General features: G+C 47.6%; 15 protein-coding genes. All 15 read left to right on the top strand.

The genetic code is table 11. The annotated features are described in order from the left end of the window. Window positions 1–4 precede the first annotated feature (4 nt). Entirely contained in the window at window positions 5–1,120 is a 1,116-nt protein-coding gene (locus BMY63_RS03495) for a glycoside hydrolase family 26 protein (RefSeq protein WP_091899772.1), read from the top strand. Window positions 1,121–1,144: 24 nt separating this feature from the next. Then, window positions 1,145–2,338 carry a glycoside hydrolase family 130 protein gene (locus tag BMY63_RS03490; RefSeq protein WP_091914724.1) on the top strand — a complete coding sequence of 398 codons (1,194 nt, stop codon included), beginning with the start codon at window positions 1,145–1,147 and terminating at the stop codon, window positions 2,336–2,338. 39 nt (window positions 2,339–2,377) lie between these two features. Next, entirely contained in the window at window positions 2,378–3,772 is a 1,395-nt protein-coding gene (locus BMY63_RS03485; protein WP_091899770.1) for an MFS transporter, read from the top strand. Window positions 3,773–3,788: 16 nt separating this feature from the next. Further along, a complete protein-coding gene (locus BMY63_RS03480) occupies window positions 3,789–5,066 on the top strand; it encodes an AGE family epimerase/isomerase (protein ID WP_091899769.1) in 1,278 nt (425 codons plus the stop codon). Window positions 5,067–5,127: 61 nt separating this feature from the next. Continuing rightward, entirely contained in the window at window positions 5,128–6,642 is a 1,515-nt protein-coding gene (locus BMY63_RS03475; RefSeq protein WP_091914722.1) for an alkaline phosphatase family protein, read from the top strand. Between the two features lie 139 nt (window positions 6,643–6,781). Then, the gene (locus tag BMY63_RS03470; protein ID WP_091899767.1) at window positions 6,782–7,132 is read left to right on the top strand and encodes an NADH-quinone oxidoreductase subunit A; all 351 of its coding nucleotides are present in this window, start codon (window positions 6,782–6,784) and stop codon (window positions 7,130–7,132) included. Next, the gene (locus BMY63_RS03465; RefSeq protein ID WP_256218919.1) at window positions 7,123–7,890 is read left to right on the top strand and encodes an NADH-quinone oxidoreductase subunit B; all 768 of its coding nucleotides are present in this window, start codon (window positions 7,123–7,125) and stop codon (window positions 7,888–7,890) included. Before BMY63_RS03470 ends, BMY63_RS03465 begins: the two co-directional genes overlap by 10 nt. Beyond that, the gene (locus tag BMY63_RS03460) at window positions 7,887–9,497 is read left to right on the top strand and encodes an NADH-quinone oxidoreductase subunit D-related protein (protein ID WP_091914720.1); all 1,611 of its coding nucleotides are present in this window, start codon (window positions 7,887–7,889) and stop codon (window positions 9,495–9,497) included. Before BMY63_RS03465 ends, BMY63_RS03460 begins: the two co-directional genes overlap by 4 nt. Before the next feature lie 41 nt (window positions 9,498–9,538). Beyond that, on the top strand, window positions 9,539–10,627 hold the full coding sequence (gene nuoH, locus BMY63_RS03455) for an NADH-quinone oxidoreductase subunit NuoH (RefSeq protein ID WP_091914719.1): 1,089 nt from the start codon (window positions 9,539–9,541) through the stop codon (window positions 10,625–10,627). A 9-nt stretch (window positions 10,628–10,636) separates the two neighbouring features. Next, a complete protein-coding gene (locus BMY63_RS03450; RefSeq protein WP_091914717.1) occupies window positions 10,637–11,182 on the top strand; it encodes a 4Fe-4S dicluster domain-containing protein in 546 nt (181 codons plus the stop codon). A gap of 4 nt (window positions 11,183–11,186) precedes the next feature. Beyond that, complete coding sequence (locus BMY63_RS03445) at window positions 11,187–11,705, top strand: NADH-quinone oxidoreductase subunit J family protein (RefSeq protein WP_091899763.1); 519 nt, start codon at window positions 11,187–11,189, stop codon at window positions 11,703–11,705. A gap of 3 nt (window positions 11,706–11,708) precedes the next feature. Next, window positions 11,709–12,017, top strand: coding sequence for an NADH-quinone oxidoreductase subunit NuoK (nuoK, locus tag BMY63_RS03440; protein WP_091914715.1), 309 nt, complete (start codon window positions 11,709–11,711; stop codon window positions 12,015–12,017). A 32-nt stretch (window positions 12,018–12,049) separates the two neighbouring features. Beyond that, window positions 12,050–14,041, top strand: coding sequence for an NADH-quinone oxidoreductase subunit L (nuoL, locus tag BMY63_RS03435; RefSeq protein ID WP_091914713.1), 1,992 nt, complete (start codon window positions 12,050–12,052; stop codon window positions 14,039–14,041). A 6-nt stretch (window positions 14,042–14,047) separates the two neighbouring features. Further along, window positions 14,048–15,568 (top strand): complex I subunit 4 family protein, encoded by a 1,521-nt coding sequence (locus BMY63_RS03430; protein WP_091914711.1) that lies wholly within the window; start codon window positions 14,048–14,050, stop codon window positions 15,566–15,568. An 18-nt stretch (window positions 15,569–15,586) separates the two neighbouring features. Further along, window positions 15,587–17,017 carry an NADH-quinone oxidoreductase subunit N gene (locus BMY63_RS03425; RefSeq protein WP_091914709.1) on the top strand — a complete coding sequence of 477 codons (1,431 nt, stop codon included), beginning with the start codon at window positions 15,587–15,589 and terminating at the stop codon, window positions 17,015–17,017. The last annotated feature ends 71 nt before the right edge of the window (window positions 17,018–17,088 follow it).

Raw genomic sequence — 17,088 nt, 5'->3', positions numbered from 1 at the left:
TGATATGAAAAAGATTTATGTTATATCGATTATAGCGTTTGCTGTGACAGCTTGTTCTGCAGCGAAGCAGTCTGAACAGGAGAAGACAAAGGGTCAGCGGTTAATGGAACGCCTTGATACCCTTCGTCAGAGGGGATATATGTTTGGTCATCAGGATGATCCCTTTTATGGTCTGACATGGGAATACCAAAAAGACTCAAGTGATGTAAAAAATGTTTGTGGCGATTATCCTGCAGTGATGGGATTTGAACTGGGTGGTATCGAAATGGGTGACAAGAAAAGCCTTGATAGCGTTCCTTTTACGAAAATCACAGAGGAGATCATCAATCATTATAATCGTGGGGGCATCATTACTATTAGCTGGCATCCACGTAACCCGTTGACCACGATAGATGGAGGTGGTTTGGCTGGACAGAAGTTTCCTGAGGGTACTGCATGGGATATCAGTGATACAACTGTTGTGAGAAGTATTCTGAAGGGAGGAGAAAAATATGATCTTTTCCAGATCTGGATGCAACGCTTGTCTGATTTCCTTGCCACACTAAAGACGGAAGATGGTGAGAGAATACCCGTTATATTCCGCCCATGGCACGAGAATACCGGCTCTTGGTTTTGGTGGGGTGAGAGACTTTGTTCTGCGGAGGATTATAAGGCTTTGTGGAATATGCTTCAGGATAAACTAGATGCTGACGGATTTGATAATCTACTTTGGGCATACTCGCCGGGTATGGCTCCAGATCTCACGCAGGAGAAGTATTTAGAGCGTTATCCTGGCGACGATCGTGTCGGCTTGGTTGGTATCGATGGCTACCAGTGGGGTTCCAAGAAAGATTTTATAGCCCAACTGGATATGAATCTTACGATGCTCACGAGGTTTGCTGCAGAGCACGGTAAGGTAGCCGCTTTAACGGAATGTGGTTTGAAAAATCTCACTGACCCGACGTGGTGGACATCAACGCTTACTCCTGTACTTGATAAGCATCAGATAAGTTACTTCCTCGTGTGGCGTAATGCACGGCATGAGTGGTTCGGACCTTCACCATCGAAGCCTGATGCAGTCTTTTTTAAGGAAATGTACGATAAGAAGAACGTTCTTTTCTTAAAGGATATTACAGAATAATCAATAGAAAATAGAGATAAGGAAATGACAGAATTTGAAAAGAAAGTAGCAGCCCTGCGAAAGCGTCATGAGGAACTCCTGAATCGTAAAAACGAGGTTATGGAGTGGGACTGTTCGAATTCACCATTCTGCTATGCGGAGAATGGCATTTATGAGAAGTATAAGAACCCTGTTTTGACAGCTGCACATATCCCCTTGGAGTGGAAATATGATTTTAATGAAAAAGATAATCCGTATCTGATGCAGCGTATTATGTGTAATGCGACATTAAACTCGGGTGCCATCAAGTGGAACGACAAGTATCTGCTTATCGTCCGAGTGGAAGGAGCGGATCGTAAGAGCTATTTTGCGGTTGCAGAATCGCCCAATGGCATCGATAATTTCCGCTTTTGGGAGGAACCTATTACCATGCCAGACGACGTGATTCCTGCAACAAATATTTATGATATGCGTATAACAAAGCATGAGGACGGTTGGGTCTATGGTGTATTCTGTGCAGAACGCCATGATGATTCACAGCCAGGCAATCTCAGTGCTGCCACTGCCACTGCTGGTATTGCTCGTACAAAAGACTTGAAGACCTGGGAGCGCCTGCCAGACCTGAAGACAAAGAGTCAACAGCGTAATGTGGTACTCCATCCAGAATTCGTAGATGGCAAGTATGCCTTCTATACTCGTCCGCAAGACGGTTTTATTGATACCGGTTCAGGTGGAGGCATTGGGTGGGCACTGATCGATGATATTACCCATGCGGAGGTGAAAGAAGAAACTATTATCAATGCGCGTCACTATCATACGATTACGGAAGTGAAGAACGGAGAAGGCCCGCATCCCATCAAAACCCCGAAGGGTTGGCTTCACTTGGCTCATGGTGTACGTGCTACGGCTGATGGTCTGCGTTATGTGTTGTATATGTATATGACCTCGTTGGACGACCCCACAAAGGTTATTGCACAACCGGGTGGCTATTTCCTTGTACCAGAAGGTTATGAGTATCTCGGTGATGTGATGAACGTGGCTTTTGCAAATGGTTGGATTGCTGATGAGGATGGACGGGTATTCATTTACTATGCCTCTGCTGATACACGTATGCATGTGGCAACATCAACAATCGATAGGCTAATTGATTACTGTATGAACACACCAGAGGATGGCTTGACGACCGCCGCTTCTGTTGAGACAATCAAAAAACTGATTGCCAAGAATCGCAACTCGTAAATTCAAATCATAAACTGTCAATCAAAACACATTATCAAAATGGCAAAGTCTAAGTTAATTGAAAAAATCGGTTATGGCTTCGGCGATATGTCGTCGTCGACTTTCTGGAAGATCTTTTCCTATTATCTTCCTTTCTTCTATTCGAATATCTTCGGGCTGTCGCTCTTGGATGCCGGTGTCCTTGTGCTAATTACTCGTATATGGGATGCGGTCTCAGATCCGATGATGGGTATTATCGCCGACCGTACCAATACCAAGTGGGGTAAGTATCGCCCCTTCCTGCTTTGGGTGGCTCCGTTGTTTTCCATCTGTGGTATTCTCTTGTTTACGACTCCGGACTGGAATTACGGTGCGAAACTCATCTGGGCATATGTTACTTATATCATGATGATGACTGTCTATACGGGCATTAATGTACCATACGGTGCTATGCTTGGTGTGATGACCGACGACTCAAATGAGAAGACCGTGTTTTCTTCTTTCCGTATGTTCTTTGCCTATGGCGGATCGTTCCTCGCCCTGTTTCTGTGGGAGCCGTTGACGAATATGTTTGGTGGCTACAATACTGCTAACGGGTGGTTCTGGGGAATGGTTGTTGTCGCCTCGGCCTGTTTCGTGATGTTCATTCTGTGTTTCCTCCTGACTAGGGAACATCTGAAGACCATCTCGACAGTGAGCGTTGGTTCAGACTTTAAGTCGCTTCTCTCTAATAAGCCGTGGTGGTTGTTGATAGGTGCCGCCTTGTGCTCTAATCTTTTCAATACAGTCCGTGGAGCCACGGTTGCCTATTTCTTCCAGGATATCATAGGCCCGGATGTTAATTTGGTGTTCTTCACGATTTCCTTCCTCTTCTACGCAGGCCTGTTCCTTGGTATCGGTGAGGTGTCTAATATGGTTGGTGTGGCACTCTGTGTCCCCATCGCTAATAAATTAGGAAAGAAGACAACCTTTATCTTTGTGAACGCAGCCTTGGTTGTGCTCAGTATCGCTTTTTTCTTTGTACCATGTACACCTGGCGGTTTCTGGACAATGTTGATTTTGCAGATTGTCATAAGTGTCTTTACTGGTATCATGTCGCCGCTGATTTGGAGTATGTATGCTGACGTCAGTGACTATGCAGAATTGAAGAATAAGACAGCATCTACGGGCCTGATTTTCTCTTCTGCTTCTATGGCGCAGAAGTTTGGTGGTGCCATCGGTGGTGCGGCTGTACTCTGGTTGCTTTCTGCCTTCGGCTATGTTACAGATGTAGATCAAGTGGCAGCCTCTGTGGCGCAACCCGAAAGTGCTTTGATGGTACTTCGCTGGCTGATGAGCTTTATCCCTGCTGCTGTCGCACTGATTGCAATCCTCGTAGCCTGGTTCTACCCATTAACGACGGAGCGTATTGAAGAGATTAATACGGAACTGAAAAAGGTCCGTTCCATAGAATAAATATAAAAGCCAAACAATGTGTTTTAAAATGATGAGCGTGGAGATGCAGGATGTTCTACAGCAGAACATCCTGCGCTTCTGGCTCGATAAAATGGTTGATATCGAGAATGGCGGCTTCTATGGCCGTATTGACGGACATGGTATACTACACCCTGAGGCAGAGAAAGGTGCTATCCTCAATGCCAGAATCTTATGGTCGTTCTCTGCTGCTTATCGGGTGATGGGCTGTCCGGAGTATTTGGAGGCTGCAACGCGCGCCAAACGGTATTTCATCGATCATTTTATTGATCCAGAGTATGGTGGGGTGTATTGGAGCGTGGATTATAAGGGACAGCCTCTTGATACAAAGAAACAGTTCTATGCCATTGGCTTCGCCATTTATGGCTTGTCGGAATATGCTCGTGCAACTGGTGATCAGGAGGCGCTTGACTATGCGCTTCAACTTTTTGACTGTATAGAAGAGCATGCATACGATCCTGTTTATAATGGTTATATTGAGGCATGTACACGGGAGTGGGCTGAGATTGCCGACATGCGGCTCTCGGAATATGATGCCAATTATCCGAAGTCCCAGAACACACATCTGCATATTATTGAACCGTATGCCAATCTTTATCGCGTATTGAAGAGCCAGTATCCTGATAACCCCGATACATTAGGGGGCAGTGTTTTCGCACCGCAATACGGCCCTATGGCTTATTACGAGGATGTTATCCGAGTCGGACGCGCATTGCGAAACATTATAGGCATCTTCACGGATAAGATTCTTAATCCAGAGACACATCATTTAGACCTTTTCTTTGATATGGACTGGACGCGTGGTGCTGGGCATTTGGAGAGCTATGGACATGATATCGAGTGCTCATGGCTGTTGCATGAGGCGGCCATTGTACTTGGCGACTCGGAGGTCCTGGCAAAGGTTGAACCCATTGTGCAGATGGTCGCAAAAGCATCGGAGAAAGGTTTGCGCCCTGATGGTTCGATGATCCATGAGGCAAATCTTGATACTGGACATGTCGATGATGATCTTCATTGGTGGGTACAAGCAGAGAATGTGGTCGGTTGGTTTAACCTCTATCAGCATTTCGATGATCAGGATGCCTTGGAAAAGGCACAGCGTTGTTGGGATTATATCAAGAAACAACTGATTGATTACGACAACGGTGAGTGGTATTGGAGCAGGCATGCCGATGGTTCACTTAATACCGATGATGATAAGGCTGGCTTCTGGAAATGCCCATATCATAACAGTCGTATGTGTCTGGAGCTGATTGAACGTACTGCGGAGATGTAGAAAAGTTTTTCTCGTAAAGAAATTGTTTTATAGAAGAATTCTTCGTATATTTGCACTCGTTATGAAAAAGTTACTACTATTAATTGTGATGATGTGTGCGGCAGCTCAGCTACCAGCACATAATGAATTCGGAGAACGACCGAAACTTGTTGTTGGAATTGTAGTGGATCAGATGCGATGGGATTACCTGTCGCGGTATTACGACCAATTTCAAGATGATGGTTTCCGAAGGCTGATAGACAAGGGCTTCTCTTGTAATAACTGTCTTATCAACTATGTGCCGACGGTGACAGCTATCGGACATACAAGTGCTTATACGGGAACGACACCGGCATTCCATGGTATCTGCGGTAATAATTTCTTTATAGATGGCGAACCCGTCTATTGCTGTGCTGATCAGACCGTGGAACCTGTGGGAACTGATAATGCAAAGCGTGGTAAGATGTCACCACGTAACCTGCTTTCTACGACCATTGGTGATCAACTTAGGATGCATACCGATTTCCGTTCGAAGGTTATAGGTGTCAGTTACAAGGACCGTGCGGCAATCCTTCCTGCCGGGCGTTCGTCGGATGCTGCTTTCTGGCTTGACATAGACAATGGTCAGTTCATCACCAGTACTTACTATATGACGGAGTTGCCAGAGTGGGCGAAGGCTTATAACCGGGAACTGAAAAAGAATAAGCGTATGCAGGAACTGGGAAAGAGAATCGGTTATGATCCGTTGTGCGGTACAATAACAACGGAGATGGCGATTGCCGCTCTACAGGGAGAACAGCTTGGTAAAGGTGATGTGACGGACATGCTCTGCGTGAGTTATTCGCAGACGGATGTGATTGGTCATGAATGGGGCACGCGTGGAGAGCATACCGATGGCGCTTATTTGCAGCTTGACAGAGATATCGCCCGCCTATTGAAAGCTCTTGACGACCAAGTCGGTGAGGGAAACTATCTTGTATTCCTGACCGCTGATCATGGTGCTGCGCACAACTATCAATATATGGAGGATCATAAGATGAATGGTGGTGCGTGGAAAGGTGACATCGAGATGTTTGGAAGTGGCCTGGAAGGTTATCTTAAGGAGACGTTGGGTGCTGACTTATCCGTCATCAACAGTGTCAATGGTTATCGCGTATTTCTGAACAAGAAACGTATTGCAGAATTAGGTTTGGAAGGACAGAAAGTGAAGGATGCTATTATTGGCTATGCGCGGCAGATGCCCCATGTGCAGTTTGTGATGGATTTTGAGAAGGTGAATACATGGAGTGTACCCGACATTATCAGGAGCCGTGCCTTGCTCGGCTATCATCCTCGTCGTTCTGGTGATATACTGCTGGTGCTCGAAGCTGGATATTATGAGTTCTGGTCGGGTTCCTCGAAGACAGGTACTACGCATGGCGAATGGAATCCGTATGACGCACATATACCTCTGTTATTCTATGGCTGGAAGGTGGATCATGGATCAACAAGTCGTGAGGTGCATATCACGGATATTGCACCGACTGTATGTCAGATGTTACATATCCAACAAACGAATGCGTGTATCGGTGAGGCAATTCCGGAAGTAGTAAGATAAGAAGAAAGATTTTTATAAATATTCGGAAGATTTACAAATATTATTTGTACCTTTGCAGCGATTTTGCGGCAAAGGTACTTTTGTATCCGTGTAACTGCTTAAGAACGAGGACAATATTGTTATAATAGTATAATTACTTATGAATTTTACTTTGTTGATTACCGTCTTGTTGACGGCTTTAACATTGGTGGTAGGGGCTTACGTTGTTGCCAAGTTGATAGGACCACGATCCTACAATAAGGTGAAAGGTGAGCCCTACGAGTGTGGTATCCCCACACGAGGCACGTCATGGCTGCCTCTGAGCGTGGGATTCTACCTGTTTGCCATCCTATTCTTAATGTTCGACGTGGAGACAGTCTTTCTGTACCCGTGGGCAGTAGTCGTAAAAGACTTCGGTGCTCTCGCATTATTGAGCATTGGATTCTTTATGGTAGTATTGGTGTTGGGCCTGGCATATGCTTGGAAGAAAGGAGACTTGGAATGGAAGTAAGAAAGCCGAGAATCAAGAGTATTCCCTATGAGGAGTGGAACGACAATGCCTCATTGGAGAAGATCATCGAAGAACTCCATGAGGGAGGCGTTAATGTCGTTACAGGTTCTCTCGACCAATTGATTAACTGGGGACGATCAAACTCGCTGTGGTCATTGACCTTTGCCACCTCTTGCTGTGGTATCGAGTTTATGGCCTGTGGCTGTGCCCGCTATGACTTTGCCCGATTTGGCTTTGAGGTGACTCGTAACTCTCCTCGTCAAGCCGACTTGATCATGTGTGCTGGAACGATTACTCATAAGATGGCGCCTGCTTTGAAGCGTCTCTATGATGAGATGGCCGAACCGAAGTATGTGATTGCTGTCGGTGGCTGCGCTATCAGCGGTGGCCCCTTTAAGTCGAGCTATCATGTCGTAAAGGGTATCGAGGAGATCGTACCCGTTGATGTTTTTATCCCCGGCTGTCCTCCGCGTCCTGAGGCTATCATGTACGGCATGATGCAGCTTCAGCGTAAGGTGAAGATCGAGAAGTTCTTTGGTGGTGCCAACCATAAGCAGACTCAGGAAGAGCGCGAGCTTGGCGTATCCAACGAAGAGCTTACATTCCGTTATAAACTTGGTGATCATCGTCGTGAGCCAATTGTGGTAACCGATGTTCCCCAGGATTTTGTAGATGAGATGAAAACTGCGAGTGAGCAGGTTCGACCAGAGGTCAACCCTGCCCCGACAGAAGTAAAAGTAGAGGAGGACAAGGCATGAAATTAGAATTTCTATCATTCGATTTTGACAAGTTCGCCTCTGAGATGCAGAACTTGAAAGAGAAGAAACACTTCGACTACCTTGTTACCATTGTCGGAGAAGACTTTGGTGAAGAGGGACTCGGATGTGTCTATATTCTCGAGAATACTGATAACCATGAGCGTTGCTCGGTAAAGATGCTTGCCAAGACACAGATCTGTGGCGATGGCATGTCTTCCAATGGTACTGGTGTGACCGATGGTCAGCTGATCCCGTATATTCCTACGGTGTCAAACATCTGGCATGTTGCTGATCTGTTGGAACGTGAGGTCTATGATTTCTATGGGATAGTGTTCCTTGGGCATCCCGATATGCGCCGTCTGTTCCTTAGGAGTGACTTCAAGGGCCATCCTTTCCGTAAGGATTGGCAGTTTAATGATGAGTACACTCTGGAGGATGACATTGAGCCAGATTATGGCTTGGAGTACTATCTTGACAAGGATGGTCATCTCCAGTCTAAACAGAATAAGCTTTTCGGTCCCGATGACTATGTTATCAACATCGGTCCGCAGCACCCTTCTACTCATGGTGTGCTCCGTCTGCAGACGGTGCTCAACGGTGAGACGGTGAAGCGCGTATATCCACATCTTGGTTATATCCATCGTGGAATCGAGAAGATGTGTGAGAATATGACTTATCCTCAGACACTGGCTCTGACCGATCGTCTGAACTACCTCTCTGCTATGATGCACCGTCATGCTTTGGTCGGTGTTATTGAGGAGGGCATGGGTGTGGAACTCACAGATCGCATCAAGTATATCCGTACCATCATGGATGAGCTTCAGCGTCTTGACTCACACCTGTTGTACGTCGGTTGCTGTGCTCAGGATATGGGTGCTCTTACTGCGTTCCTTTATTCTATGCGAGACCGTGAGCACGTACTCAACTGCATGGAAGAGACGACAGGTGGACGACTGATCCAGAACTACTACCGTATTGGTGGTCTTCAGGATGATATTGATCCGAACTTCGTGAAGAACGTGAAGGATCTGGTGAAATACATGAAGCCCATCATTCAGGAGTATGTTGATGTGTTTGGTGATAATATCATCACCCATAACCGTTTTGAGAAGGTCGGTCCTATGTCGCTTGAGGATTGTATCTCATATGCCGTGACGGGTCCTGCCGGACGTGCTTCTGGTTGGAAGAATGATGTCCGCAAGAACCATCCGTACGATATGTATAGTCAGGTGGAGTGGGAGCAGATTACGATGACCGGTTGTGACACGATGGATCGTTACACTTGTCACATCCAGGAGATGTACCAGAGCCTCCACATCATCGAGCAGCTCATCGACAATATCCCCGAGGGCGACTTCTATGTGAAGCAGAAACCCATCATCAAGGTACCTGAAGGACAGTGGTACTTCTCGGTAGAGGGTGCCAGTGGCGAGTTTGGTGTATATCTCGATAGTCGTGGTGACAAGAGTCCATACCGTTTGAAGATGCGTCCGATGGGACTCTCGTTGACGGGGGCGCTCGATCCGATGTTGCGCGGACAGAAGATAGCCGACCTCGTGGCTACGGGTGCTGCTATTGACTTTGTTATTCCTGATATTGACAGATAGTCGGAGGATTGAAGAATTAAGAATTGAAAAATTGAAGTAATATGTTCGACTTTTCTATAGTTACACAATGGTTCGACGCTCTCCTTCGCGATACACTCGGTCTGGGAGATTTTCTGTCGATATTGATTGAGTGCGTGCTGGTAGGTGCAGGTATCCTTGTGGGATACGCCCTCATCGCTATCGTACTGATATTCATGGAGCGTAAGGTATGTGCCTATTTCCAGTGCCGTCTGGGCCCGATGCGAGTTGGTTACTGGGGTTTGCTTCAGGTGTTTGCCGATGTCTTGAAGATGCTCATTAAGGAGATCTTCTTCGTCGACAGGGCCGATAAGTTGCTTTATGCCGTGGCTCCGATTTTGGTGATCATCGGTTCTGTTGGTGCCTTCTCGTTCCTGCCGTGGAATAATGGTGCTACAGTGCTTGACTTTAATGTAGGTGTATTCCTGCTCACTGCCATCTCTTCGATTGGTGTAGTTGGAATCTTCCTTGCTGGTTGGGGTTCAAACAATAAATACTCTGTGGTTAGTGCCATGCGTGGTGCCGTGCAGATGATTTCTTACGAGATGTCGCTCTGCCTCTGTCTGATTACTGCTGTGATCCTGACGGGTACGATGCAGATGTCCGGTATCGTTGAGGCACAGACCGGTCCTTTCAAGTGGTTGATCTTCCAGGGACATATTCCCGCCATCATCGCCTTCCTCGTGTTCCTCGTGGCAGGTAATGCTGAGGCAAACCGTGGCCCGTTCGATATGGCTGAGGCTGAGAGTGAGTTGACCGCCGGACACCACACCGAGTATTCAGGTATGGGCTTTGGCTTCTTCTATCTCGCAGAGTTCCTTAATCTCTTTATCATCGCAGGTATCGCTGCTACGGTATTCCTCGGTGGTTGGGCTCCCATCAATATTGGTGTTGATGCTTTCGACACTGTAATGAACTACATTCCTGGTATTGTATGGTTCATGGGTAAAGCCTTTGCTTTGGTTTGGGTACTGATGTGGATTAAGTGGACTTTCCCACGTCTGCGTATTGACCAGATCCTGAAGCTGGAGTGGAAGTATCTGATGCCGCTTGGTCTTATCAATCTTGTGTTGATGACGGTCATCGTGGCTCTTGGATGGTATATTAAATAAGGTATAGCAATGGAAGATAATAAATCATATTTCGGAGAAATCGGACATGCTGTCAAGACGTTGGCTACAGGCATGAAGGTTACTTGGAAGGAATATTTCAAGGACTTCTTCACCAACAAGTCAACAGAGCAGTATCCCGAGAACCGCAAGACCACACTTCACGTGGCTAAGCGTCATCGCGGTCGTTTGGTGTTCAAGCGCAACGAAGATGGCAGCTACAAGTGCACGGCTTGCACATTGTGCGAAAAGGCCTGTCCTAATGGAACCATCAAGATTACTGCTCACATGGCAGAGGATCCGGAGACGGGTAAGAAAAAGAAGGTGCTTGACGACTATCTGTACGATCTGGGCGACTGTATGTTCTGCCAGCTTTGTACGAACGCCTGCAACTTCGACGCGATTGAGTTTACAAATGATTTCGAGAATGCTGTGTTCAATCGCAACAGTCTGGTGCTCCACCTCGACAAGGAAGTCTATGAGGGTGGGTCTTTGCCCAATCTGCTTGACGGTGGTGCACCGCTGACAATCGGTAAGTTTAACACCAAAACGAAGTAACGATATGGCAAACTATGTAATGTTTCTCATTCTCGCCGTTGTCATACTCGGTTCTGCCGTGATGTGTGTGACGACGAAGCGTATCATGCGAGCCGCAACATTCCTGTTGTTTGTGCTCTTTGGCGTGGCAGGTCTTTATTTCCTGCTCGACTATACGTTCCTTGGTGCTGCTCAGATATCAGTATATGCCGGAGGCGTGACAATGCTCTATGTCTTCGCCATCCAACTGGTGGGCAAGCGCTCTCTTCAGGGACTCGTAGAACGGATGAAGGGCAGTCGTGTCATCTATGGTGCGATGCTCTCGTTGGTAGGTCTGGCTACCGTCCTGTTCGTACTGCTTAAGAACAAGTTTATGTATGCTGCCTGTCAGGTAGCCGATGTGGAAGTACCGATGAAAGAAATCGGTATGTCGCTGCTCGGTACTGACAAGTACCAATATGTACTCCCCTTCGAGTTCATCTCAGTATTCCTGCTGGCATGTATTATTGGTGGTTTGGCAATCGCAAGAAAGGAGGAGAAGTAAGTTATGGTACCCGTACAGTATTATTTTATTCTCAGTGCACTGTTGTTTTTCATCGGTGTCTATGGCTTTGTCAGCCGTCGTAATCTGATCGCGATGCTCATCTCTGTGGAGTTGATTCTCAATGCCGTTGAGATTAATTTCGCTGCATTTAACCGTCTGTTGTTCCCTGGACAGCTCGAAGGCTTCTTCATGTCGCTCTTCGGTATCGGTGTGGCTGCAGCGGAGACGGCCGTAGCCATCGCCATCATTATCAATGTGTATCGCAACTTCAATAGCGATAATGTGGATAGTATTCAGAATATGAAACGATAGTTAAGGAGTTAAGAAGTAAAGACGTTAAGATTATGTTTAGTTACACGATATTTATTATGCTTCTGCCCCTGCTCTCGTTCATTGTTCTGGGCTTGGCTGGCATGAAGATGAAGCACAAGGTTGCTGGCTTGATCGGCACCTGTTCGCTTGCTCTCGTAACGGTACTCTCTTATCTCACGGCATTTCAGTATTTTGGAATGGATCGTGTGGATGGGGTTTATCAGACGGTTGTTCCGTATAATTTCACTTGGCTGCCGTTGGGCAGATTACATTTCGACTTGGGAATCCTGTTGGATCCGATCAGTGTTGTGATGCTGATCGTCATCTCTACGGTATCGCTGATGGTTCATATCTATTCATTCGGCTATATGCACGGTGAGAAGGGCTTTCAGCGTTACTATGCTTTCCTGAGTCTGTTCACGATGTCCATGTTAGGCTTGGTACTTGCCACGAACATCTTCCAGATGTATATGTTCTGGGAGCTTGTGGGTGTCAGCTCGTATTTGCTGATCGGTTTCTATTATCCGTTGAAGCCAGCCATTGCAGCCTCAAAGAAGGCCTTTATCGTGACTCGTTTTGCCGATATGTTCTTCCTGATTGGTATCCTGATGTTCGGCTATTTCACAGAGTCATTCAGCTTCTCGTTTGCAGGGCATGGGGCAAATGTCGTTATGGGTGCGGGCACCACACCGTTTATTCCTGTGGATATCGTAAGAGCCCTGAGTGCAGGAGCCTTTATCCTTCCGACAGCTCTTACGCTGATGTTCATTGGTGGTGCTGGTAAGTCCGCTATGTTCCCGTTGCATATCTGGCTGCCTGATGCCATGGAAGGTCCGACACCTGTGTCGGCACTCATCCACGCTGCAACGATGGTGGTGGCTGGTGTGTTCCAGATTGCCCGTATGTTCCCGCTTTGGATCACCTTTGCGCCTCATGCGCTGAGCATTGTGGTATGGGTGGGTGTATTCACGGCGTTCTATGCTGCTGCTGTAGCCTGTGCACAGAGTGACATCAAGCGTGTGCTCGCCTTCTCTACCATTTCTCAGATCGCGTTTATGATGGTGGCTCTGGGCGTGAGTCTGCCAGGCCATGGAACCATCTTTGACGATCATGCTCAGTTGGGTTATATGGCAGGTATGTTCCATCTGTTCACGCATGCGATGTTCAAGGCCTGTCTGTTCCTTGGTGCAGGATGTATCATCCATGCAGTCCATTCAAACGAGATGGCACTGATGGGTGGTCTGCGTAAGTATATGCCTATCACTCATGTGACCTTCCTCATCTCCTGTCTGGCTATTGCAGGTATCCCGTTCTTCTCTGGTTTCTGTTCGAAGGATGAGATTATTACAGCCTGCTTCAGTTACAGTCCGGTGGTTGGTTGGATCATGACAGGTATTGCTGCCATGACAGCTTTCTATATGTTCCGTCTGTACTATGGTATCTTCTGGGGTACGGAAAACAAAGAGGCTCATGCGCATCATACACCACATGAGGCTCCTTCATGTATGACCATACCTCTGATTGTGCTCAGTGTGATCACGGTTGGTGTCGGTATCTATTCCACGTTGGCAGGTTTCCTTGGATGGGGAGGCTCCTTCGGTAGTTTCGTCTCTTCGACGGGAAAGGATTATACCATCCACTTTGATACACAGATTGCTGTTACCTCAACGGTTATCGCCATCCTGAGTATATGTCTCGCTACTTATATCTATAAAGGGGAGAGTCAGCCGATTGCTGACCGTCTGTATAAGCAGTTCCCAAGATTGCATCGTGCAGCCTATAAACGCTTCTATCAAGACGAGATATGGCAGTTCGTTACGCACAGAATTATCTTTGCGCTCGTTTCTACGCCTATCGCCTGGTTCGACCGTCATATCGTTGATGGTACGTTCAACTTCCTGGCATGGAGCGCTAACGAAGCCGGTGAATCCATCCGTCCGTGGCAGAGTGGCGACGTGCGCCAGTATGCCGTCTGGTTCCTCACTGGTACGGTAGCGTTATCATTAATCCTTTTATGCATCTAAAAAGATATGAGTATATTAAGTGTTTTCGTATTGATTCCCGCCCTGATGCTTCTGGGATTATGGCTTGCCAAGAATCTCAATCAGGTGCGTGGCGTGATGGTGGCAGGTGCATCGTGTCTGCTTGCCCTTTCCATATGGCTGACCGTCTATTTCATTCAGCAGCGTGCGGCAGGTAACTCTGCAGAGATGTTGCTGACATATAGTGTGTCCTGGTTCAAACCACTGAACATTGCTTATTCGGTGGGCGTCGATGGTATCTCGGTGGTGATGTTGCTGCTGTCGAGCATTATCGTATTCACAGGAACCTTTGCCTCATGGCAGTTGAAGCCCATGACGAAAGAGTATTTCCTTTGGTTCACTCTTCTCTCAACGGGTGTGTTCGGTTTCTTCATCTCAACAGACCTCTTTACGATGTTCATGTTCTATGAGGTGGCTCTGATCCCGATGTACCTCCTGATAGGTGTCTGGGGGTCTGGTCGTAAGGAGTACTCAGCCATGAAGTTGACGCTGATGCTGATGGGAGGTTCTGCTCTGCTGATCCTCGGTCTGCTGGGCATCTATTTCTTTAATGGCCAATACAGTGGGTCATACACCTTTGAGTTGACCACGATTGCAGCCAATCACTGCATCCCTGGTCACATCCAGAACATCTTCTTCCCGTTTATCTTTATTGGCTTCGGTGTGCTGGGAGCTCTGTTCCCGTTCCACACATGGTCACCCGACGGTCATGCCTCTGCGCCTACCGCCGTGTCTATGCTCCATGCCGGTGTGCTGATGAAGTTGGGAGGTTATGGCTGTTTCCGTGTGGCTATGTATCTGTTGCCTGAGGCTGCTCAGGATCTCTCGTGGATCTTCCTGATTCTGACGACTATCTCGGTAGTCTATGGTGCACTGTCTGCCTGCGTACAGACCGACCTGAAGTATATCAATGCCTATTCCTCAGTGTCTCACTGTGGATTGGTGCTCTTCGCTCTTCTGATGATGAGTCAGACGGCTGTGACGGGTGCTATTCTCCAGATGCTTTCTCATGGTCTGATGACAGCTCTCTTCTTCGCACTGATCGGTATGATCTACGGTCGTACTCATACGCGTGATATCCGTGAGCTGGCCGGCTTGATGAAGATCATGCCTTTCCTCTCTGTCGGCTATGTGATTGCCGGTCTGGCCAACCTCGGTCTTCCCGGTTTCTCCGGCTTTATTGCTGAGATGACCATCTTCGTCGGCTCGTTCGGAGCTCATCCGCTCTCTGGCGATCCCAATACGTCGTTCCGTATGGTAGCCACCATTATCGCTTGTATGTCGATTGTCGTTACGGCTGTCTATATCCTGCGTGTGGTTGGTAAGATCCTTTATGGTGAGGTAGAGAACAAACACTACCTCGAGCTCACCGATGCTACATGGGATGAGCGCGTTGCAGTGATCTGTCTGATTTTCTGTGTAGCCGGTCTGGGTTGCGCACCTTTCGTGTTCAGCGATATGATATCACCGGCTGCTGGTTCGATCCTTCAGTCAATAGGTGTAATGTAAAAAAAGGAGGACTAAGATATGAATTATAGTGAATTCCTGAAAATGATGCCTGAGGCCTTCCTGGTTCTCTCGCTGATCATAGTTTTCTTTGGAGACTTCTTCCTGACGAAGGTAAAGGTTAAGGGATACCTCCTGCAATACCTGACAGTCGGCATGCTGGCCGTTACGGCCGTGGCAACACTGGCATATTCTGATCCTGTCTCAGCATTTGGCGGATTGTATGTCAGCTCACAGGCCGTCAATGTCATGAAGGTCATTCTCGCTTTTGGCACGATCATCGTCTGCATCATGGCCCAGCCTTGGATTGTCAAGTCGGCTATGAAATTGGAGGGCGAGTTCTATATGCTGGTACTGAGCACCCTGCTGGGTATGTTTGTCATGATGTCGAGTGGCAACTTCATGTTGTTCTTCCTCGGACTTGAGATGGCTTCGGTACCCATGGCCTGTATGGTCGCTTTCGATAAGTGGAAGAAGGATTCTGCCGAGGGTGCTGCGAAGTATATCCTGACCGCCACATTCTCCAGTGGTGTGATGCTCTATGGCATCTCGTTTATCTATGCTGCTACAGGCACTCTCTATTTCGACGATGTGGCTGCAACGATCACCGCTTCTCCATTGGCGATTATCGGTCTTGTGTTCTTCTTCAGCGGATTGGGCTTTAAGATCTCACTCGTACCTTTCCACTTCTGGACGGCCGACACCTATCAGGGAGCGCCGACGCCTGTGACTGGTTATCTGAGTGTCATCTCTAAGGGTGCCGCTGCTCTCACGCTGTGTATCATCCTGATGAAGGTGTTCCAGCCGCTGGTAGCTTATTGGGAGTATCTGCTCTATATCGTGATCGTGCTCTCTATCACCGTGGCCAACCTGTTTGCCATCCGTCAGAGTGAGCTTAAGCGCTTCATGGCGTTCAGCTCTATCTCACAGGCCGGCTATATCATGCTTGCTGTGGTGGGCAACGGACAACTTGGTGTGGCTGCGCTGACCTATTATGTGCTTGTCTATATCGTTGCCAACATGGCGGTCTTCACCGTCATCAATGTTGTTGAGAGCAATCACAACGGACGTACTGATATGGCTGCTTATAACGGATTCTACCAGACCAACCCCAAGCTGTCGTTCCTGATGACACTGGCCTTGTTCTCTCTGGCAGGTATCCCGCCGTTCGCAGGTATGTTCTCGAAGTTCTTCGTGTTCATGGCTGCTGCTCAGCAGGGTAGTGCCGCTGCCTATTTCGTGGTGTTCATTGCACTGATCAATACGGTGGTGTCACTCTACTACTATCTGCTCATTGTGAAGGCCATGTATATCACCAAGACCGACACACCGCTGCCCGCTTTCCAGAGCGACCTCAGCACCAAGGTGGCCCTGGCCCTTTGTACCGCTGGCATCGCCCTCTTTGGTATCGTCAGCTGTATCTATGAGTGGATTGCTGCCGCAGGTCTGTAATCCGTCATCAGATATTGATATAAACGACAGATCCCGATGATGTTTGATCATCGGGATCTGTCGTTTTTCGT

The organism is Prevotella aff. ruminicola Tc2-24, from assembly GCF_900110895.1.
In the GTDB taxonomy this organism is placed as follows: domain Bacteria; phylum Bacteroidota; class Bacteroidia; order Bacteroidales; family Bacteroidaceae; genus Prevotella.
Note: the sequence above shows the minus strand (reverse complement) of the source record. Positions and strands in the feature narration are given on the sequence as shown.

Excerpts from the sequence above, each read along its gene's own strand:
- BMY63_RS03430 (WP_091914711.1), top strand. The coding sequence starts at position 14,048 with ATGAGTATATTAAGTGTTTTCGTATTGATTCCCGCCCTGATGCTTCTG.
- BMY63_RS03495 (WP_091899772.1), top strand. The coding sequence starts at position 5 with ATGAAAAAGATTTATGTTATATCGATTATAGCGTTTGCTGTGACAGCT.
- nuoH (WP_091914719.1), top strand. The coding sequence starts at position 9,539 with ATGTTCGACTTTTCTATAGTTACACAATGGTTCGACGCTCTCCTTCGC.
- BMY63_RS03465 (WP_256218919.1), top strand. The coding sequence starts at position 7,123 with ATGGAAGTAAGAAAGCCGAGAATCAAGAGTATTCCCTATGAGGAGTGG.
- BMY63_RS03475 (WP_091914722.1), top strand. The coding sequence starts at position 5,128 with ATGAAAAAGTTACTACTATTAATTGTGATGATGTGTGCGGCAGCTCAG.
- BMY63_RS03470 (WP_091899767.1), top strand. The coding sequence starts at position 6,782 with ATGAATTTTACTTTGTTGATTACCGTCTTGTTGACGGCTTTAACATTG.
- BMY63_RS03450 (WP_091914717.1), top strand. The coding sequence starts at position 10,637 with ATGGAAGATAATAAATCATATTTCGGAGAAATCGGACATGCTGTCAAG.
- BMY63_RS03480 (WP_091899769.1), top strand. The coding sequence starts at position 3,789 with ATGTGTTTTAAAATGATGAGCGTGGAGATGCAGGATGTTCTACAGCAG.
- nuoK (WP_091914715.1), top strand. The coding sequence starts at position 11,709 with ATGGTACCCGTACAGTATTATTTTATTCTCAGTGCACTGTTGTTTTTC.
- BMY63_RS03445 (WP_091899763.1), top strand. The coding sequence starts at position 11,187 with ATGGCAAACTATGTAATGTTTCTCATTCTCGCCGTTGTCATACTCGGT.
- BMY63_RS03425 (WP_091914709.1), top strand. The coding sequence starts at position 15,587 with ATGAATTATAGTGAATTCCTGAAAATGATGCCTGAGGCCTTCCTGGTT.
- BMY63_RS03460 (WP_091914720.1), top strand. The coding sequence starts at position 7,887 with ATGAAATTAGAATTTCTATCATTCGATTTTGACAAGTTCGCCTCTGAG.
- BMY63_RS03490 (WP_091914724.1), top strand. The coding sequence starts at position 1,145 with ATGACAGAATTTGAAAAGAAAGTAGCAGCCCTGCGAAAGCGTCATGAG.
- BMY63_RS03485 (WP_091899770.1), top strand. The coding sequence starts at position 2,378 with ATGGCAAAGTCTAAGTTAATTGAAAAAATCGGTTATGGCTTCGGCGAT.
- nuoL (WP_091914713.1), top strand. The coding sequence starts at position 12,050 with ATGTTTAGTTACACGATATTTATTATGCTTCTGCCCCTGCTCTCGTTC.